15 protein-coding genes and 1 pseudogene are annotated in these 15,852 nt (G+C 68.2%); 12 read left to right on the top strand and 4 right to left on the bottom strand.

Annotated elements, in window-relative coordinates:
- Positions 1-138 precede the first annotated feature (138 nt).
- A complete protein-coding gene (locus tag AAHH99_RS10075; protein WP_418768514.1) occupies positions 139-660 on the bottom strand; it encodes an Rv3235 family protein in 522 nt (173 codons plus the stop codon).
- A gap of 200 nt (positions 661-860) precedes the next feature.
- Here AAHH99_RS10075 and AAHH99_RS10070 point away from each other — a divergent pair, with 200 nt between their 5' ends.
- The 5 genes from AAHH99_RS10070 (at position 861) to AAHH99_RS10050 (ending at position 7,095) form a co-directional block, all read left to right on the top strand.
- Entirely contained in the window at positions 861-2,270 is a 1,410-nt protein-coding gene (locus tag AAHH99_RS10070) for a WS/DGAT/MGAT family O-acyltransferase (RefSeq protein ID WP_418768513.1), read from the top strand.
- Between the two features lie 61 nt (positions 2,271-2,331).
- Positions 2,332-4,086: a BCCT family transporter gene (locus AAHH99_RS10065; RefSeq protein ID WP_418768512.1), complete on the top strand. Its 1,755-nt coding sequence runs from the start codon at positions 2,332-2,334 to the stop codon at positions 4,084-4,086.
- A gap of 6 nt (positions 4,087-4,092) precedes the next feature.
- Positions 4,093-4,593, top strand: a complete 501-nt coding sequence (locus AAHH99_RS10060; RefSeq protein ID WP_418769581.1) for a DUF6912 family protein — start codon at positions 4,093-4,095, stop codon at positions 4,591-4,593.
- A 60-nt stretch (positions 4,594-4,653) separates the two neighbouring features.
- Complete coding sequence (locus AAHH99_RS10055; RefSeq protein WP_418768511.1) at positions 4,654-5,787, top strand: ferredoxin reductase; 1,134 nt, start codon at positions 4,654-4,656, stop codon at positions 5,785-5,787.
- Between the two features lie 69 nt (positions 5,788-5,856).
- Complete coding sequence (locus AAHH99_RS10050) at positions 5,857-7,095, top strand: fatty acid desaturase family protein (protein ID WP_066848939.1); 1,239 nt, start codon at positions 5,857-5,859, stop codon at positions 7,093-7,095.
- Between the two features lie 241 nt (positions 7,096-7,336).
- On the opposite strand, the gene rsgA is transcribed toward AAHH99_RS10050, so the two are convergent.
- Together rsgA and aroA are read right to left on the bottom strand one after the other, a co-directional pair.
- Positions 7,337-8,323 carry a ribosome small subunit-dependent GTPase A gene (rsgA, locus tag AAHH99_RS10045; RefSeq protein WP_418768510.1) on the bottom strand — a complete coding sequence of 329 codons (987 nt, stop codon included), beginning with the start codon at positions 8,321-8,323 and terminating at the stop codon, positions 7,337-7,339.
- Entirely contained in the window at positions 8,320-9,639 is a 1,320-nt protein-coding gene (aroA, locus tag AAHH99_RS10040; RefSeq protein ID WP_418768509.1) for a 3-phosphoshikimate 1-carboxyvinyltransferase, read from the bottom strand. The genes rsgA and aroA overlap by 4 nt, the downstream gene beginning before the upstream one ends.
- Positions 9,640-9,683: 44 nt before the next feature.
- Here aroA and AAHH99_RS10035 point away from each other — a divergent pair, with 44 nt between their 5' ends.
- From AAHH99_RS10035 to AAHH99_RS10005, 7 genes and pseudogenes are all read left to right on the top strand, one after another.
- On the top strand, positions 9,684-10,454 hold the full coding sequence (locus AAHH99_RS10035; protein WP_418768508.1) for an SOS response-associated peptidase: 771 nt from the start codon (positions 9,684-9,686) through the stop codon (positions 10,452-10,454).
- Positions 10,451-11,979, top strand: a pseudogene (locus AAHH99_RS10030) (DUF7059 domain-containing protein). Before AAHH99_RS10035 ends, AAHH99_RS10030 begins: the two are co-directional and overlap by 4 nt.
- 41 nt (positions 11,980-12,020) lie before the next feature.
- Positions 12,021-12,614, top strand: a complete 594-nt coding sequence (locus tag AAHH99_RS10025; RefSeq protein WP_418768507.1) for a TetR/AcrR family transcriptional regulator — start codon at positions 12,021-12,023, stop codon at positions 12,612-12,614.
- On the top strand, positions 12,611-13,438 hold the full coding sequence (locus AAHH99_RS10020) for an enoyl-CoA hydratase/isomerase family protein (RefSeq protein ID WP_418768506.1): 828 nt from the start codon (positions 12,611-12,613) through the stop codon (positions 13,436-13,438). Before AAHH99_RS10025 ends, AAHH99_RS10020 begins: the two co-directional genes overlap by 4 nt.
- Positions 13,439-13,555: 117 nt before the next feature.
- Positions 13,556-13,765 carry a hypothetical protein gene (locus AAHH99_RS10015; protein WP_418768505.1) on the top strand — a complete coding sequence of 70 codons (210 nt, stop codon included), beginning with the start codon at positions 13,556-13,558 and terminating at the stop codon, positions 13,763-13,765.
- Positions 13,762-14,625, top strand: coding sequence for an oxygenase MpaB family protein (locus AAHH99_RS10010; RefSeq protein WP_418768504.1), 864 nt, complete (start codon positions 13,762-13,764; stop codon positions 14,623-14,625). Before AAHH99_RS10015 ends, AAHH99_RS10010 begins: the two co-directional genes overlap by 4 nt.
- Positions 14,622-14,870: a hypothetical protein gene (locus AAHH99_RS10005; RefSeq protein ID WP_064394723.1), complete on the top strand. Its 249-nt coding sequence runs from the start codon at positions 14,622-14,624 to the stop codon at positions 14,868-14,870. Before AAHH99_RS10010 ends, AAHH99_RS10005 begins: the two co-directional genes overlap by 4 nt.
- Before the next feature lie 38 nt (positions 14,871-14,908).
- On the opposite strand, the gene AAHH99_RS10000 is transcribed toward AAHH99_RS10005, so the two are convergent.
- Positions 14,909-15,757: an SDR family oxidoreductase gene (locus tag AAHH99_RS10000; RefSeq protein ID WP_418768503.1), complete on the bottom strand. Its 849-nt coding sequence runs from the start codon at positions 15,755-15,757 to the stop codon at positions 14,909-14,911.
- Between the last annotated feature and the right edge of the window lie 95 nt (positions 15,758-15,852).

Here is a 15,852-nt window from a genome sequence, read left to right as displayed (position 1 = left end):
GTGCGAGCGACGGTGCCCGAGCCGTCGAAGGCCGGGTGCCTGCCGGCGTCGGCGAGTAACGCGAAAATCGCGTCCGGGGGCGCCTTGATAACGCGCTGCACGCTGATCGAGTCTCCCTGCACGCGAGCAGGCTAGCGCTCAACCGATCTGCAGCGCGACCACCCGCCAGCGCCGGCCGTCGAACGCGATGCGCGCCGCGATCGCGCGGATGCGCTGTCCGCGACTGTAAGTGCCGAATACCTCCGCGGCCGGACCGTCGTCATTGGTCACGCGCACCCTGACCCGGCGCAGGGTAGCGACGGTGGAGTGCGGGTGGCGGGTCAGCGTGAGCACGGTTTCGATCAGCGCCGGCGCCAACAGCGGGCGCAACTGGGCGACGGGGCGGCGCCGGTCGATCACCTCGAGCACCCGGCGCAACGCCGCATCGGCGAAGGCGACCGCCGCGCGCGGCGGGGCGGGTTCGGCGGGGATCGGCACTTGCGGGCGCCGAGTGCGTACACCAGCGGATGGTCGGCGGCGCAGCGCTTTTGGTGACGATGGTGGACAGGCGCCGACACCGAGGGGCGGCGGTTCACAGTCGATCACCGGCGCCACCAGCGCAGCCGGTCGCTGGTTGTCGGGGCTCCACGCGGGCTCGGCAGGGGTGCGAAAGGATGTCACAAGGCGTTCTCCAGCTACTCGACGAGACAGAACCCGTCTGCTGGAGAGTGGCAGACACCACCATGATCGCACGGCCCGCAGGGGTTCCGAGACAGCGATAAGCACCCGTGATGCGCATCCGCAGGGTTTGCCTATAGCGTGGCGGGGACTTCGGCGCCCGCGGTCGGACCGCGGCAGTACAGGGGAGGGGCGACGTCGCGATGGTCACCCGGTTGTCGACGGCGGACGCATCGTTCTATCGCCTGGAGAACACGTCGACGCCGATGTACGTGGGTTCGCTGTCGATCCTTCGCAAACCCCGCAGCGGTCTGAGCTACGAGACCCTGCTGGCCACCGTCGAACAGCGGCTGCCGCAGATACCCCGCTACCGGCAGAAGGTGCGCGAGGTGACGCTGGGTCTGGCGCGCCCGGTGTGGGTGGACGACCGCGACTTCGACATCACCTACCACATCCGTCGCTCCGCGCTGCCGTCGCCGGGCAGCGACGCCCAGTTGCACGAACTCATCGCGCGGCTTGGGTCCCGGCCGCTGGACAAGTCGCGGCCGCTGTGGGAGATGTACCTGATCGAGGGTCTGGCCAAGAACCGCCTCGCGATTTACACGAAGTCGCACCAGGCGTTGGTGAACGGCATGACGGCCTTGGAGATCGGCCACGTCATCGCCGACCGCACCCAGAAGCCGCCGGAGTTCGGTGAGGACATCTGGATCCCGTTGCGCGAGCCCAGCGATCGGCAGTTGCTGCTCGGTGCACTCGGCGAGTGGATCATGCGGCCCGCCGAGCAGATCGGTGCGGTTCGCTCCGCGGTCGTCGACGTCGCCACCAACGCGGGCCAGTTGGTCGACATGGGCCGCCGAGCCCTCGAGGTGGCCCGAACCGTGGCGCGCGGCACCGCGCCGAGCAGCCCGCTGAACACCACCGTGTCGCGCAACCGAAGGTTCACCGTCGCCTGCGGGCGGCTCGAAGACTTCCGCGCGGTGCGCGCCCGCTACGACTGCGACGTCAACGACGTGGTGCTGGCCGTTGTGGCCGGCGCGTTGCGCAACTGGCTGATGTCGCGCGGTGAACCGGTGACCTCCACCGCGAGGGTGCGGGCGATGGCGCCCATGTCGGTGTATCCGGATGCCGAACTCGACGCGACCGGCCCGGGCCAGGCCATCAGCGAGGTGACGCCGTTCCTCGTCGACCTTCCCGTCGGTGAGGGCAACCCGGTGGTGCGGCTCTCGCAGATCGCCCACGCCACCGAATCGGTGTCCACCGCCGCGAGCCTGGTCGACGCGAGAACCATCGTGACCCTGTCCGGGTTCGCGCCGCCGACCCTGCATGCGATGGGCATCCGGGTGGCGACCACGTTCTCGGCGCGCCAGTTCAACCTGCTGATCACCAACGTGCCGGGCGCACAGCATCAGATGTACATCGCGGGCACCAAACTGTTGGAGACGTACGCGGTGCCGCCGCTGCTGAGCAACCAGGTGCTGGCGCTGGGGGTGACGTCCTACAACGGCATGGTCTACTTCGGCATCAATGCCGACCGCGACGCGATGAGCGACGTCGATGTTTTGCCGAGTCTGCTGCGCGAATCGATGGAAGAACTGCTAGAAGCGGCCCAATGACACCGTCTGTGCGTTTGCGGGATTGACTCTCTCGCCGCCAGCGGGGTCGAATTGGGTCACCATGACGACGAGTGCAGAGAACGAGACGCCAGGAAAAGCCAGGTCCGCCACACAGCGTGCATTCAGATCGCCAACCGATTCCGTCGTGCCCCACCCGGCGCTCGACCGACCGCCACAAGATGATGCGTTCACCCGGTCGCGTGGCGTGGATTGGATCGTTTTCGGAGTCACCGCGGTCATCGCGATCGCCTTTTTGGTGTGGGGCTTCGTCAGCACGGAGTCGTTGGCCTCCGCCTCGGACAGCGCGCTGACGTGGGTGATGGACACCACCGGATGGCTGTTCGTGCTGACGGCATCCGGTTTCGTGGTGTTCATCCTGTGGCTGGCGATCGGTCGCTTCGGCGCCATCCCACTCGGTCGTGACGACGAGGAGCCCGAGTTCCACGGGGTGTCGTGGGTCGCGATGATGTTCAGCGCCGGCATGGGGATCGGGCTGATGTTCTTCGGGGTGGCCGAACCGCTTTCGCATTACGCGACACCGCCACCGGGCACCGGCGAGCCCGGCAACACCGAGGCCGTGCAGACCGCGATGGCCACCACGCTGTTCCACTGGTCGCTGCACCCGTGGGCGATCTACGCGGTGGTCGGCCTGGCGATCGCATACGGCGTCTACCGCAAAGGCCGGCGGCAGCTGATCAGCGCGGCGTTCGAACCGCTGCTGGGCTCGCGCGCCAACGGTCCGTGGGGCAAGGTCATCGACATGCTGGCGATCTTCGCCACGCTGTTCGGCTCGGCCGCCTCACTCGGTTTGGGTGCGCTGCAGATTCGCAGCGGCCTGCAGATCGTCGGCGGTATCGGACAGACCGGCAACACCATCCTCGTCGTCATCATCACGGTGCTCACGATCGCGTTCGTGCTGTCGGCGGTCTCCGGGGTCGCGCGCGGCATCCAGTGGTTGTCCAACATCAACATGGTGCTGGCGATGGTGCTCGCGTTCTTCGTATTCGTCGTCGGGCCAACAATTTTCATCCTCAACCTGCTGCCGACATCGCTGGGCAGCTATATGGCCGACTTCGCGATGATGTCGGCGCGCACCGGCGCCGAGGGCTCCGCCGTCAACGTGTGGCTGCAGTCGTGGACGATCTTCTACTGGGCGTGGTGGGTGTCGTGGACGCCGTTCGTCGGAATGTTCATCGCGCGGATCTCGCGGGGGCGCACCATCCGTCAGTTCGTCACCGGCGTGTTGTTGGTGCCGAGCCTGGTGTCGCTGGTGTGGTTCGCGGTGTTCGGCGGTTCGGCGATCCGCGTGCAGGAGGAGGGCACCGACCTCGCCGGCGAGGGCAGTATCGAGGCCCAGCTGTTCGGCCTGCTCGAGCAGTATCCGATCGCGACGATCGCCAGCGTGCTGGTGATGCTGCTGGTGGCGATCTTCTTCGTCTCCGGCGCGGACGCCGCGTCGGTGGTGATGGGATCGCTGTCCGAACGCGGCACGATCAGACCCGGTCGAGTCACCGTGATCTTCTGGGGTGTCGCCACCGGCGCGGTCGCTGCGGTGATGCTGCTGGTCGGCGGGGAGGACGCGCTGACCGGGTTGCAGTCCATCACCATCATCGCGGCGCTGCCGTTCGTCGTGGTGATGGTCGGCCTGGCCGTTGGGTTGGTCAAGGACCTGCGCCGCGACCCGATGATGGTGCGAAAGAAGTACGCCGAAGAGGCCGTCGACAGCGCGGTCATTCAGGGCGTCACCGAGCACGGGGACGACTTCGTCATCTCGGTGGAGAAGGATCCGGCGAGCGAGAAATCGCCTGACGACTAATCTCGCCTGGTGCGCGTCTACATCCCCGCGACCCTGACCATGCTGCAGCAGCTCGTGGCCGACCGGGTGCTGCACGCCCGCAGCGGTACGGCGTTCGCGGTGACGCCCGCCCTGCGCGAGTCCTACGCCGAGGGCGACGACGAAGAACTCGCCGAGGTCGCGCGCCGGGAAGCCGCGCTGGCATCGCTGCGCCTGCTCGGGACTGAAGGGGTGGGCGACCTGCCGCCGCGTCGCGCGGTGGTGGAGGCCGAGACCGACGGCGTGACGCCGCGCCCCGATCTCGACGATGCGGTGGTGCGGCTGGCCGGTCCGGTCGCCTTTGAGGACGTCATCGCCGCCTATGTCGACAATGCCGAGGCCGAGTCCGCGGTGATGCCCGCGATCGAGGCCGTCGACGACGCAGACCTCGGCGACGAGGATGCCGAGTTCGTCGTCGGTGATGCCCAGGACCATGACCTGGCCTGGTACGCGCCGCAGGAGTTGCCGTTCCTGCTCGAACTGCTCTGAGCCCGCATCGGCCTTGATCTCGGCTGGATACGGCAGCGTAGGTTACGGTACCGTAGGTTCATGGCCAAGAACTCCATCAAGGTGTCGGCCAACGTCGCCGACACGGTGCGGCCGGTGGTCGCCGGGACCAAGAACCCGGGCCTGCACGCGCTGCGGACCATTTTGGGACGGATCACCACGCCGCTGCTGCCCGACGACTACCTCAAACTTGCCAACCCGCTGTGGTCGGCGCGCGAGCTGCGCGGCCGAGTGCTTGGCGTCCGGCGCGAGACCGAGGACTCGGCGACGCTGGTCATCAAACCGGGCTGGGGCTTCTCGTTCGACTATGAGCCCGGCCAGTACATCGGAATCGGCGTGCAGATCGACGGCCGTTGGCGCTGGCGGTCCTATTCGCTTACCTCGGCGCCGTCGCGCACCACTCGAACCATCACCATCACGGTCAAGGCCATGCCCGAAGGGTTCCTGTCGACGCATCTGGTCGACGGGCTCGCGCCCGGCACGATCGTGCGGCTGGCCGCGCCGCAGGGCAACTTCGTCATGCCCGACCCCGCCCCGCCGAAGGTCCTGTTCCTCACCGGCGGCTCCGGTATCACGCCGGTGATGTCGATGCTGCGGACGTTGGCGCGCCGCGATCAGATCACCGATATCGTTCACTTGCATTCTGCGCCAACCGAATCCGATGTCATGTTCGCCGCCGAACTCGGTGAGCTGGCCCGTGCGCACGACTCCTACCGACTGCGGACACGCGCGACGCGCAGCCAGGGCCGGCTGGACCTGTCGCGCCTGGACGACGAGGTGCCCGACTGGCGGGAGCGGCAGACCTGGGCGTGTGGCCCCGAGGGCATGCTCGACGCCGCCCAGCGGTGCTGGTCGAGCGCCGGCCTCGGCGAACGCCTGCACCTCGAGCGTTTCGCGGTGTCGAAGGCCGCCGTGCACGGGCAGGGCGGCACCGTCGAGTTCGCGCGCAGTGGCAAGACGGCCACCGTGGACGCCGCGACGCCGCTGATGGACGCCGGAGAGCAGGTCGGGGTCCAGATGCCGTTCGGCTGCCGGATGGGTATCTGCCAGTCATGTGTGGTGGGTCTGGTCGAAGGCCACGTCCGTGACCTGCGCACCGGTGTCGAGCACGAGCCGGGCAGCAGGGTGCAGACCTGTATCTCCGCGGCATCCGGCGATTGCGTGCTCGATGTCTGAGGTTTACTGGCTGGTAACCTACGGGTACGTAGGTTACGGTAACGTAGGCACGCGAGAGGAGGCTTGACGATGGCAATCACTGACGTTCCCGAATTCGCGCACCTGACTGACGCGGACATCGAGAGTCTGGCTGTAGAACTGGATGCGATCCGGCAGGACATCGAAGACTCCCGCGGTGAGCGCGACGCGCGCTATATCCGTCGCACCATCGCCGGCCAGCGTGCGCTGGAGGTCGCGGGCCGCCTGATGCTGGCGGCAAGCTCGCGCCGCTCGGCATGGTGGGCAGGAACCGTCACGCTGGGCGTGGCCAAGATCATCGAGAACATGGAGATCGGCCACAACGTCATGCACGGGCAGTGGGATTGGATGAACGATCCCGAGATTCACTCCTCGACGTGGGAGTGGGACATGAGTGGCTCGTCCAAGCACTGGCGCTTCACCCACAACTTCATGCATCACAAGTACACCAACATCCTGGGGATGGACGACGACGTGGGCTACGGCCTGTTGCGGGTCACCCGGGACACGAAGTGGAAGCCGTTCAACCTCGGAAACCTGCTGTACAACACGATTCTCGCGCTCGGCTTCGAGTGGGGCGTGGGCCTGCAGCACGTGGAGTTGGGCAAGATCTTCAAGGGCAGGGACAACCGCGACGAAAGTAAGGTCCGGGCACGCGAGTTCGCCGCCAAGGCGGGTGCGCAGTTGGTCAAGGACTACGTCGCCTACCCCGCATTGACCTCGCTGTCGCCCGGTGCGACATACCGGTCGACGCTGACGGCGAACGCGGTCGCGAACGTGATCCGCAACGTCTGGTCGAATGCGGTCATCTTCTGCGGCCACTTCCCCGACGGCGCAGAGAAATTCACCAAGACCGACATGGTCGGTGAGAGCAAGGGCCAGTGGTATCTGCGACAGATGCTGGGCAGCGCCAACTTCGAGGGCGGACCGGTGCTGCGGTTCATGAGCGGCAACCTGTGCCATCAGATCGAGCATCATCTGTACCCGGACCTTCCGAGTAACCGGCTGCACGAAATCTCGGTACGGGTGCAGCAGGTGTGCGACAAGTACGACCTGCCCTACACGACCGGTTCGTTCCTGGTGCAGTACGGCAAGACATGGCGGACCATCGCCAAACTGTCGCTGCCGGACAAGTATCTGCGCGACACGGCCGACAATGCGCCCGAGACCCGCAGCGAGCGGATGTTCGCCGAACTGGAGCCGACCCAACGGCGTGGTCTCAAGTCGTCGATCGCGGCCGTGCGGGCCCGTCGCCGCGAGAAGCGCGCAGCCAAGCTGGCCGCGGCTTAAGCCCCCTTCCTTCCGGTTTGCGCGAGCGTGCGTGCTTGCGCACGACACGCCGTACATTCTCGGCACTTTGCGCACGTTGGCGCCGCGGTGACCGTGCGTCCGGCGCCGAGCCTTTACGCGCCGACAGCACTTCACGCACTCTCGTCGACGACGGGCGTGCGTGAAGTGTCGTAAATCCGCGGCGTGTCGGATGCAGACGCGCACGCTCGCGCAACGGTGGGTAGAGGGTGAGAGGCGCGCGCTACCAGTCCGACTCGTGCAGGGCGGCCAGCAGCCGACGGGCGGCGGCGACACGATCGAGCGCGGGGCCGGTCAACGTGTCGAGCGCGCACTCCGGATCGGCGGGCGGACCCATGTGCCCGCATCCGCGGGGGCAGTCCTTGATCGCCTCGGCCAGATCCGAAAACGCCAGTAGTACATCGTCGGGTTCGATGTGTGCCAGTCCGAACGACCGGATGCCGGGAGTATCGATCACCCACCCGCCGAACTCCAGCGGCAACGCCACCGACTGGGTCGACGTATGTCTGCCCTTCCCGACGTCGGTGACCTCGCCGGTGGCCCGCTCCGCTTGGGGCACAAGACGATTCACAAGGGTCGACTTTCCAACCCCCGAATGCCCGAGCAGGACGGTGACCCGGGCCGCCAGCATCGGGGCCACAGCGTCGAGCGGATCGTCGCGACCCGCCGTTGTGATCGTCAGATTGAGATCGGCGAATTGCGCCGCAAACGGTTCGGGCGGAGCGAGATCCGTCTTCGTCAGGCACAGAATCGGCTCGAGCCCGCCGGCGTAGGCCGCGATCAGCGCGCGCTCGACCAGCCCGGTGCGCGGCGGCGGATCGGCCAGCGCGACGACTATCAGCAGTTGGTCGGCATTGGCGACGACGACCCGCTCCGTCGGGTCAGTGTCATCGGCCGTGCGGCGCAACACCGTTCGCCGTTCACCGCGCCGGACGATGCGGGCGAGCGTGTCGGGCCGGCCGGACACGTCGCCGACGATGCCTACCTCGTCGCCGACCACGATCGGGGTGCGGCCCAGTTCGCGGGCCCGCATCGCGACCACGCGGCGGTCCGGGTCGCCGCCGAGCGCGCATCCCCACCGCCCACGGTCGACGGTCACCACCATCGCTTCCCGCGCGTCAGCGTGATCGGGCCGAATCTTGGTCCGCGGCCGCGAGCCTCGGCCGGGCCGCACCCGGACATCGGACTCGTCGTACTCGCGTCGGCTCAAGCGGGGTCGACCTCGGTCGTCTGCCCGGCGAGCATGTCGGCCCACAACTGCGGGAAACCGGGCAACGTCTTGGCGGTGGTGTCGATGTCCTCCACCGCGACGTCGGCCACCCGAAGCCCCACGATCGCGCCCGCGGTGGCCATCCGGTGGTCGGCATATGACCGCCACAGCCCGCCGTGCAGCGGTCGGGCCGTGATCACCAGCCCGTCCTCGGTCTCCTCGCACTGACCGCCGAGACCGTTGATCTCCGCCGACAGTGCTGCGAGCCGGTCGGTCTCGTGTCCACGCAGGTGGGCGACACCCGACAGCTTCGACACCGAGCCGGGGGAGGCCAATGCCGCCAGCGCAGCGACGGCGGGAGTGAGCTCGCCGACTTCGTGCAGATCGACGTCGATACCGCCGTACACTTCGGCGCCACACACTTCAAGGTAGCTATCGCCGTGTCGCACAACCGAACCCAACTTCTTCAGGATCGAGATGATGGCATCGGCCGGTTGCGTACTGACCCGCGGCCAGCCCGTCAACCGCACGCTGCCCCCGCTGACCACCGCGGCCGCCAGGAACGGCACCGCGTTGGACAGGTCGGGCTCGATGTCCCAATGCCGGGCGGCGACCGGCCCCGGCGACACCCGCCACTGGTTGTCACGGCCGACGTCGACGTCGACTCCGGCGTCGCGCAGCATCGCGACCGTCATCGCCACGTGCGGTGCGGAGGGGACCGAGTCGCCGGTGTGCACGACGGTCAGCCCGTCGCGGAAGCCCGCTCCCGACAGCAGCAGCCCTGAGACGAACTGTGACGAGGCCGAGGCATCGATCTCCACCGTCCCGCCGGGGACCGATCCGGCGCCCCGCACCGCGAACGGAAGGCCGTCGCCGTCGATGTCGACCCCGAGGCCCCGCAACGCGTCGAGGAGGGGTGCGATGGGACGGGCGCGGGCCTGTTCGTCGCCGTCGAACGTGACCGTCGCCGTGCCCAGGGCGGCCACCGGCGGCACGAACCGCAGCACCGTGCCCGCCAGTCCGCAGTCGATGCGCGCGCCATCGCTCGGTGCGATCGCGCCGGTGACGGACAGTTCGTCGGCGCGGCCCTCGACCGTCACACCGAGCGCCCGCAGCGCCCCGATCATCAGGTCGGTGTCGCGGCTGCGCAGCGCACCGCTGATCGTCGAATCGCCGTTCGCCGTGGCCAGCGCCGCCAACACCAACGCCCGGTTCGTCTGGGATTTCGAGCCGGGAACGGTGACGGTGGCGTGCACCGGAGCCGTCGTCGACGGTGCAGGCCAGGCCTGGCGTTCTTGGTCTCCGGGCGCGCTCACCGCTCCATCTTCCCCTGTCGGCTCGCCGTGCCACCATGGGATTCATGTGCGGACGTTTCGCGGTGACCACGGACCCGGCGCTATTGGCTGAAAAGATCAAGGCGATCGACGAGACCACGGCGGCCAGCTCCGGCGGTAAGGATGCTTCGGGGCCAAACTACAACGTCGCGCCGACCACGACCGTCAGCACCGTCGTCAAGCGCCACAGCGAACCCGACGACGACGCCACCCGGCGGCTGCGGTCGATGCGCTGGGGCCTGGTGCCGCCGTGGGTGAAGGCCAAAGAGGACGGCAACCCCGAGACCAAGGGGCCGCTGCTGATCAACGCCCGCTCGGACAAGCTGACCACCTCGCCGGCCTTCCGCAACTCGGCCAAGAACAAGCGCTGCCTGGTGCCGATGGACGGCTGGTACGAATGGCAGGGCGACAAGGGGGCCAAGACGCCCTTCTTCATGTACGCGGGCGACGGTGAGCCGCTGTTCATGGCGGGGCTGTGGTCGACGTGGCGGCCCCGCGAAGAATCGGGCGCACCGCCCTCAAGGCCTCCGCTGCTCAGCTGCACGATCATCACAACCGACGCCGCAGGGCCGCTGGCCGACATCCACGACCGCATGCCGCTGACCATCAGCGAACGCGACTGGGACCGCTGGCTGGACCCCGACGCGCCGGTCGACGAGGGGCTGTTACGCGGCCACGGCGACCTCGACCGCATCGAGATCCGCGAGGTGTCCCGGCTGGTGAACAGCGTCCGCAACAATGGTCCCGAGCTGATCGAGCCCGTCGAACCCTCGGCCGAACCGGGTACCCTGCTTTGACGCAGCCGGATTCGTCCGGGCCGTTGCGCTCCGTCGCCGTCCTCGACGCGCTGGCCGCCGACCTGCGCAGCGCGGGGTACACGACCGACGCGGTGGCCGCTCTGCTCGGCGAGGCCGCCGATGCGGCGGTCGCCAGGGGAGTGTGGTGGCCGGCCATGAGGGCCACCGACCGCGTCCTCGACGCCGGGACAGCACAGCAGCGACGCCTGGCGGTGCTGGTGCGTCTGTTCCTGCTGGGCTCCGCCGAACCCGCCGACCGCGTCGTCCTCGCGCTCGGCCCCGATATCGAGGAACTCGTGACGAACGGCGTGCTGGAGTGGGCGACGGAGGGGACCGTGCGCGCCGCCCTGGACGTCCGGCCCCACAGCGACGGCGCCAACGACTTCTACGTCGTCTCCGACCTGGACGCCTCGATGCGCTCGGGACCGGTGCACCGCGACCACGTCCTCGGCATCGGCGGTGCGTCGGTCTCGCTGGCCCGCGCCGTCGTGCGCAGGCCTGTCGCCCGCGCGCTCGACCTCGGCACAGGCTGCGGAGTGCAGGCGCTGCATCTGAACGGGCACTGCGCGCAGATCGTGGCCACCGACACCAACGAGCGGGCACTCGCGCTCGCGGGGGCCACCGCGCGACTCAACGGCATGTCCTGGGATTTGCGGCGCGGCACCCTGTTTGAGCCGGTCATCGATGAGCGCTTTGATCTCATCGTCTCCAACCCGCCGTTCGTGGTGGGCGCCGGCGACCGCGACTACCTCTACCGCGACTCGGGCCTTGCCGGAGACGCCCTGTGCCGCAATCTGATCGAGCAAATAGGTGCTCATCTGGAGCCGGGAGGCACGGCGCTGGTCATGGTCAACTGGATCGTCCGCCGAGACGACTGGCGCGACCGGGTGCGAAGTTGGTTGGCGGGCACCGGTTTGCACGCGTGGGTGGTGCAGCGCGAGCTCGCCGATCCGGTCAGCTATGTGTCGCTGTGGATGGCCGACGCTGGAGAGGATCCAGAGCAAGCGGCGCGCCGCGGAGGGCAGTGGCTCGACTGGTTCGCCGACGAGGGCATCACCGGCATCGGTATGGGCGTGATCGCGTTGCGCGCACCACGATCCGGTGAGCATCGCCCGCCCGAGCACGTCCTCGAAGAGGTCACCGGCGTAGACGAGGCCGTCACCGGAGACGAGGTCGACGCGTTCTTCGCGCGCCGGGAGTACCTGCACGACACCTCCGACGAGCAGTTGCTCGCGGCGAGGCTGTCGACGGCGCCGGTGTTCCTCGACGATGGTTGCTGCCGGGGCCCGACGGCTGGCAGGTCGTCGGCGCGGCCGTGCGCCGCCCGGGTGGGCCAGGCGCGGTCATCGGCGTCGACGAGATCGGGCGCGCGTTGTTGGCCGGCTGCCGGGGCGAGGTGCCGCTGGGGACGTTGATCGACCTGCTCGCAACCGTTCACGGTGTCGACGCCGAAGCGCTGGCGCGGGCCGCGCTGCCGGTCGTGCGGGAGGCGGTCGGGCGGGGCATCCTCTACCAGGCCCACTGACCCTTGACAGAGGATTCCTCGGTTCAGTTAGAGTAATCCTCGTGTCATCGCGGACGCGTCCCGATGCGCGGAGCCGGTTGCTCGCCGTCGCGCGGCGCCGCTTCGCGTCCGACGGCGCGCTCTCGGCCACCCTCGATGAGGTTCGCCGGGAAGCCGAAGTGAGCGTCGGTGCGCTGTATCACCATTTCCCCGACAAACTTTCACTCGCCACCGCTGTCTTCGCCCAGCTGCTCAGCGAATACCAGGCCGGGTTCGTCACCATGCTGCGCGGACACGACACCGCCGAGGGCGGCATCCGCGGCGGTGTCACCTATCACCTGCGGTGGATCTCGGCGCATCGCGGCGAGGCCGGCCTGCTGCTCGGCCCCCGGCTCGACAGCGCAGAACTGCGCGCACACAACGAGGCCTTCTTCGCGGCCGTCGGAGACTGGTGGCGTCCGCACCACGGCTACGGCGCGCTGCAGCCGATGCGCGCGGGAGTCACGGCAGCGCTGTGGCTGGGCCCCGCCCAGGAGTACAGCCGGTACTGGATCGCCGGGGCGGTCAAGCGGATACCGCCGGGCACCATCGATACCTTCGCAGACGCTGCGTGGAAGGCGTTGCGCGTCAACGACACCGAGGAGAACCCGTCATGACCGATTCGCTGTACCGGACCATGGTGAGCAGCGGCGACGAGGCCGATGCGCCGCTTCGGGTGCGCGTGGAGCATCGCGGCGACAGGGCCGTTGTAACGCTCGACGAGCCACGACGGCTCAACGTGCTGTCCGCCCCGTTGGTGCGCCAACTGCGGCGGGCGCTGACCGACCTGGACGCCGACGCCGACGTGCGTTCGGTCGTGCTCACCGGAGCCGGCCCGGGCTTCAGTGCCGGAGGCGATCTCCGCATGATGGACGCCGCGATCGACCAACTCGACGCACCGGAGGGCGCTGCCGACATCTGGCGCTGGATCCGCCGCGAATTCGGGGGTATCGCGCGGCTGATCGCCGGATCGGACACGATCTTCGTCGCCGCGCTCAACGGTGCCGCGGCAGGTGTCGGGCTGGCCTGGGCGCTGACCTGTGACCTCGTGATCGCCAGCGAACGTGCCGTCGTGGTGCCCGCGTTCGCCAAGCTGGGACTGATTCCCGAGGTCGGCACCAGTTGGGCGTTGACCCGGCGGCTGGGTTACCAGGGCGCGCTGGCCTACTATCTGCGCGGCGAACGCATCGACGCCCGCGAGGCCCAACGGCTCGGCCTGGTGCAGGAGGTCGTCGAACACGACCGCCTGCTCGCGGCCGCCGACGACTGGTGTTCGCGCATCGCCGCTCTCCCGCCGCACGCTGTCGCGATGAGCAAGCCCCTGCTGCGGGCGGCCGCCGACGCCGACTGGTCCGGCGCCCTCACCCTGGAGGAGTTCGCCGAACCGACGTGCTTCACCACCGCGGCGTTCGCCGACCGCGTGCGCTCGATGCTCTCCTGAACCGGCACCGGCACCCCCGTGCCGCGCTCGAGATTTCCCGCATCTGCCTGATCACGTCAGAATCGGCATTAACATAGTGCGGGTAGGTCGGATGAGGGGGCAGGCATGGTCGCTGCGGTGAGGAAGCTCTTGAGCTTCGAGATGACCATCGCCGAGTGGATCGGCACCGGGCTCATCCTCGCCGCACCCTACGTCGTCGTCGGCATCGGCTGGACAGCCCTGCGCCTGGACCGGCTCGACGGCAGCGGACTGGCCTGGTTCGTCCAGCTGGTCGGTTCCGTCGCGTTCTGGCCGGCGCTGGTTTTCTCGGCGGTGTGTGCCGGATGACGAACCGCTACCGCATCTCCGTTCGACGGCGCACCGCCCGATGGGACCCCGACGCCGACGTCACCGCCGCGGAGGCGATGGACTTCTGGGCGTTCGCCGGGGGGGCCGCCAACGTCGTCATGCAACTGTCCTGGCCTGAGGTCGGCTACGGCGTCGCGGAGAGCAAGGTCGACTCGGGGAACCTGCTCAAACACCCGTGGAAGCGGGCGCGTACGACGTTCCAGTACCTCGCGGTCGCGGTGCTGGGGACTTCCGATGACCGCGCGGCGTTCCGGGAGGCGGTCGACAGCGCACACCGGCACGTCAGGTCGACCGCCGAGAGCCCGGTGCGATACAACGCGTTCGACCGCGACCTGCAGATGTGGGTGGCCGCATGTCTTTTCGTCGGGCTGGAGGACACCTATCAGCTGCTGCGCGGTGAGATGACAACGGAACAGGCCGAGCAGTTCTACCGCTCCGCATGGCCGCTGGGCACCACGCTGCAGGTCACCGAAGATCAGTGGCCGCCGACGCGCGTCGAGTTCGACGACTATTGGCGACGCGCGTGCGAGCGGGTGAAGATCGACGACCGGGTCCGCGAACACCTGATGCACATGCTGAACCTGCGCATGATCAACCCATTGCTCGGACTGCCGTTTCGGCCGTTGCTGAAGTTCCTGACGACCGGATTCCTCGCGCCGGTGTTCCGCGAACAGATGGGCCTGCGGTGGAACGGGTTTGGCCAGTTCCTGTTCGAATGGCTCTTCCTCACGGTCGCCTTCGTCAACAGGTTCATGCCGGTGTTCCTTCGCCAGGGCGGTAGCTACGTGCTGCTCGCCGACGTGCGCCGCCGGGTCCGTATGCACAAGGCGCTGGTATGACGGCGTTGCGCCGCCTGCTCAGTCGCCGGGTCAGCGTCGAGGCGATGATCGAAGCAGGCATGTGGCTGTCGATCCCGTACCTGCTGATCGGCCTGGTGTGGGCCTTCTTCGACGCCGAGCAGGTGCAGTTGATCGACACCGCGCTGCGCACGCGGATCCCGGCCGGGTCGGACATCGGCGCGTTCATGGTGACGGCGGTGTTCTGGCCTGCCAATCTGTTCGGCATCGAACTCTGCGTTCCCTGACGCTTGACAGCGACGTCCCCTATGGCTGGGCCGGCTGATCAGGGACCTGCGTATCCCGGCGGATTGGGGGTGTCCACCCACAGGTCGACGCCCAATTCCTCGCCGGGAACGCAGTTGTACACCGACAGGTCGGTCACGCCGGACTCAAGAAGCACGTCCTCGCACAGCAGGGACTGCCCGGTGTACTCGCGGGCGGGCTTGTTGAGGATCACGTAGGCAGAGTCGGCGTAGACGTCGGGCTTACGGGCGCGTCCCATCGCCTCGTCGCCGCCCAACAGGTTCTGCACTGCGGCGGTCGCCACCAGCGTGCGGGGCCACAGCGTGTTCGACGCGATACCGGCGTCGCGCATCTCCTCGGCAATTCCCAACGCGCACAACGTCATCCCGAACTTCGCCATCATGTAGGCTGTCGGCTTGAGCCACTGCGACTCCAGCCGGATCGGCGGCGACAGCGTCAGGATGTGCGGGTTCTCGCGGCCCTTCATGTGCGGGATGCAAGCCTGTGACACCGCGTAGGTTCCGCGGATCTGGATGCCGTTCATCAGGTCGAACCGCTTCAGGGGGACGTCCTCGATCGAACCGAGGTTGATCGCCGAGGCGTTGTTGACGCAGAGGTCGATGCCGCCGAACTGCTCGACGGTCTTGGCGACCGCCGCACTCACCGAGTCACCGTCGCGGACGTCGCCGACGATCGGCAGCGCCTGCCCGCCCGCGTCCTCCAGTTCTTTGGCCGCGGTGTACACCGTGCCGGGCAGCTTCGGATGGGGTTCGGCCGTCTTCGCGATCAGCGCGATGTTGGCGCCGTCGGCCGCGGCGCGCTTGGCGATCGCCAAGCCGATGCCGCGGCTCGCGCCGGAGATGAACATGGTTTTCCCGTTGAGCGACATGACCTCACCCTATCCGCCGCGAAATTGCGTTCCGGCAGGTCCGCACTCGAACTTTCGCTGCTGGAATGCCGTTTCGCGAAAAACAGGCGTCGGAC

Source organism: Mycobacterium neumannii (assembly GCF_048452905.1).
Classification (GTDB): domain Bacteria; phylum Actinomycetota; class Actinomycetes; order Mycobacteriales; family Mycobacteriaceae; genus Mycobacterium; species Mycobacterium neumannii_B.
The sequence above is the reverse complement of the archived record's forward strand: the minus strand, read 5'-3'. Positions and strand labels throughout refer to the sequence as shown.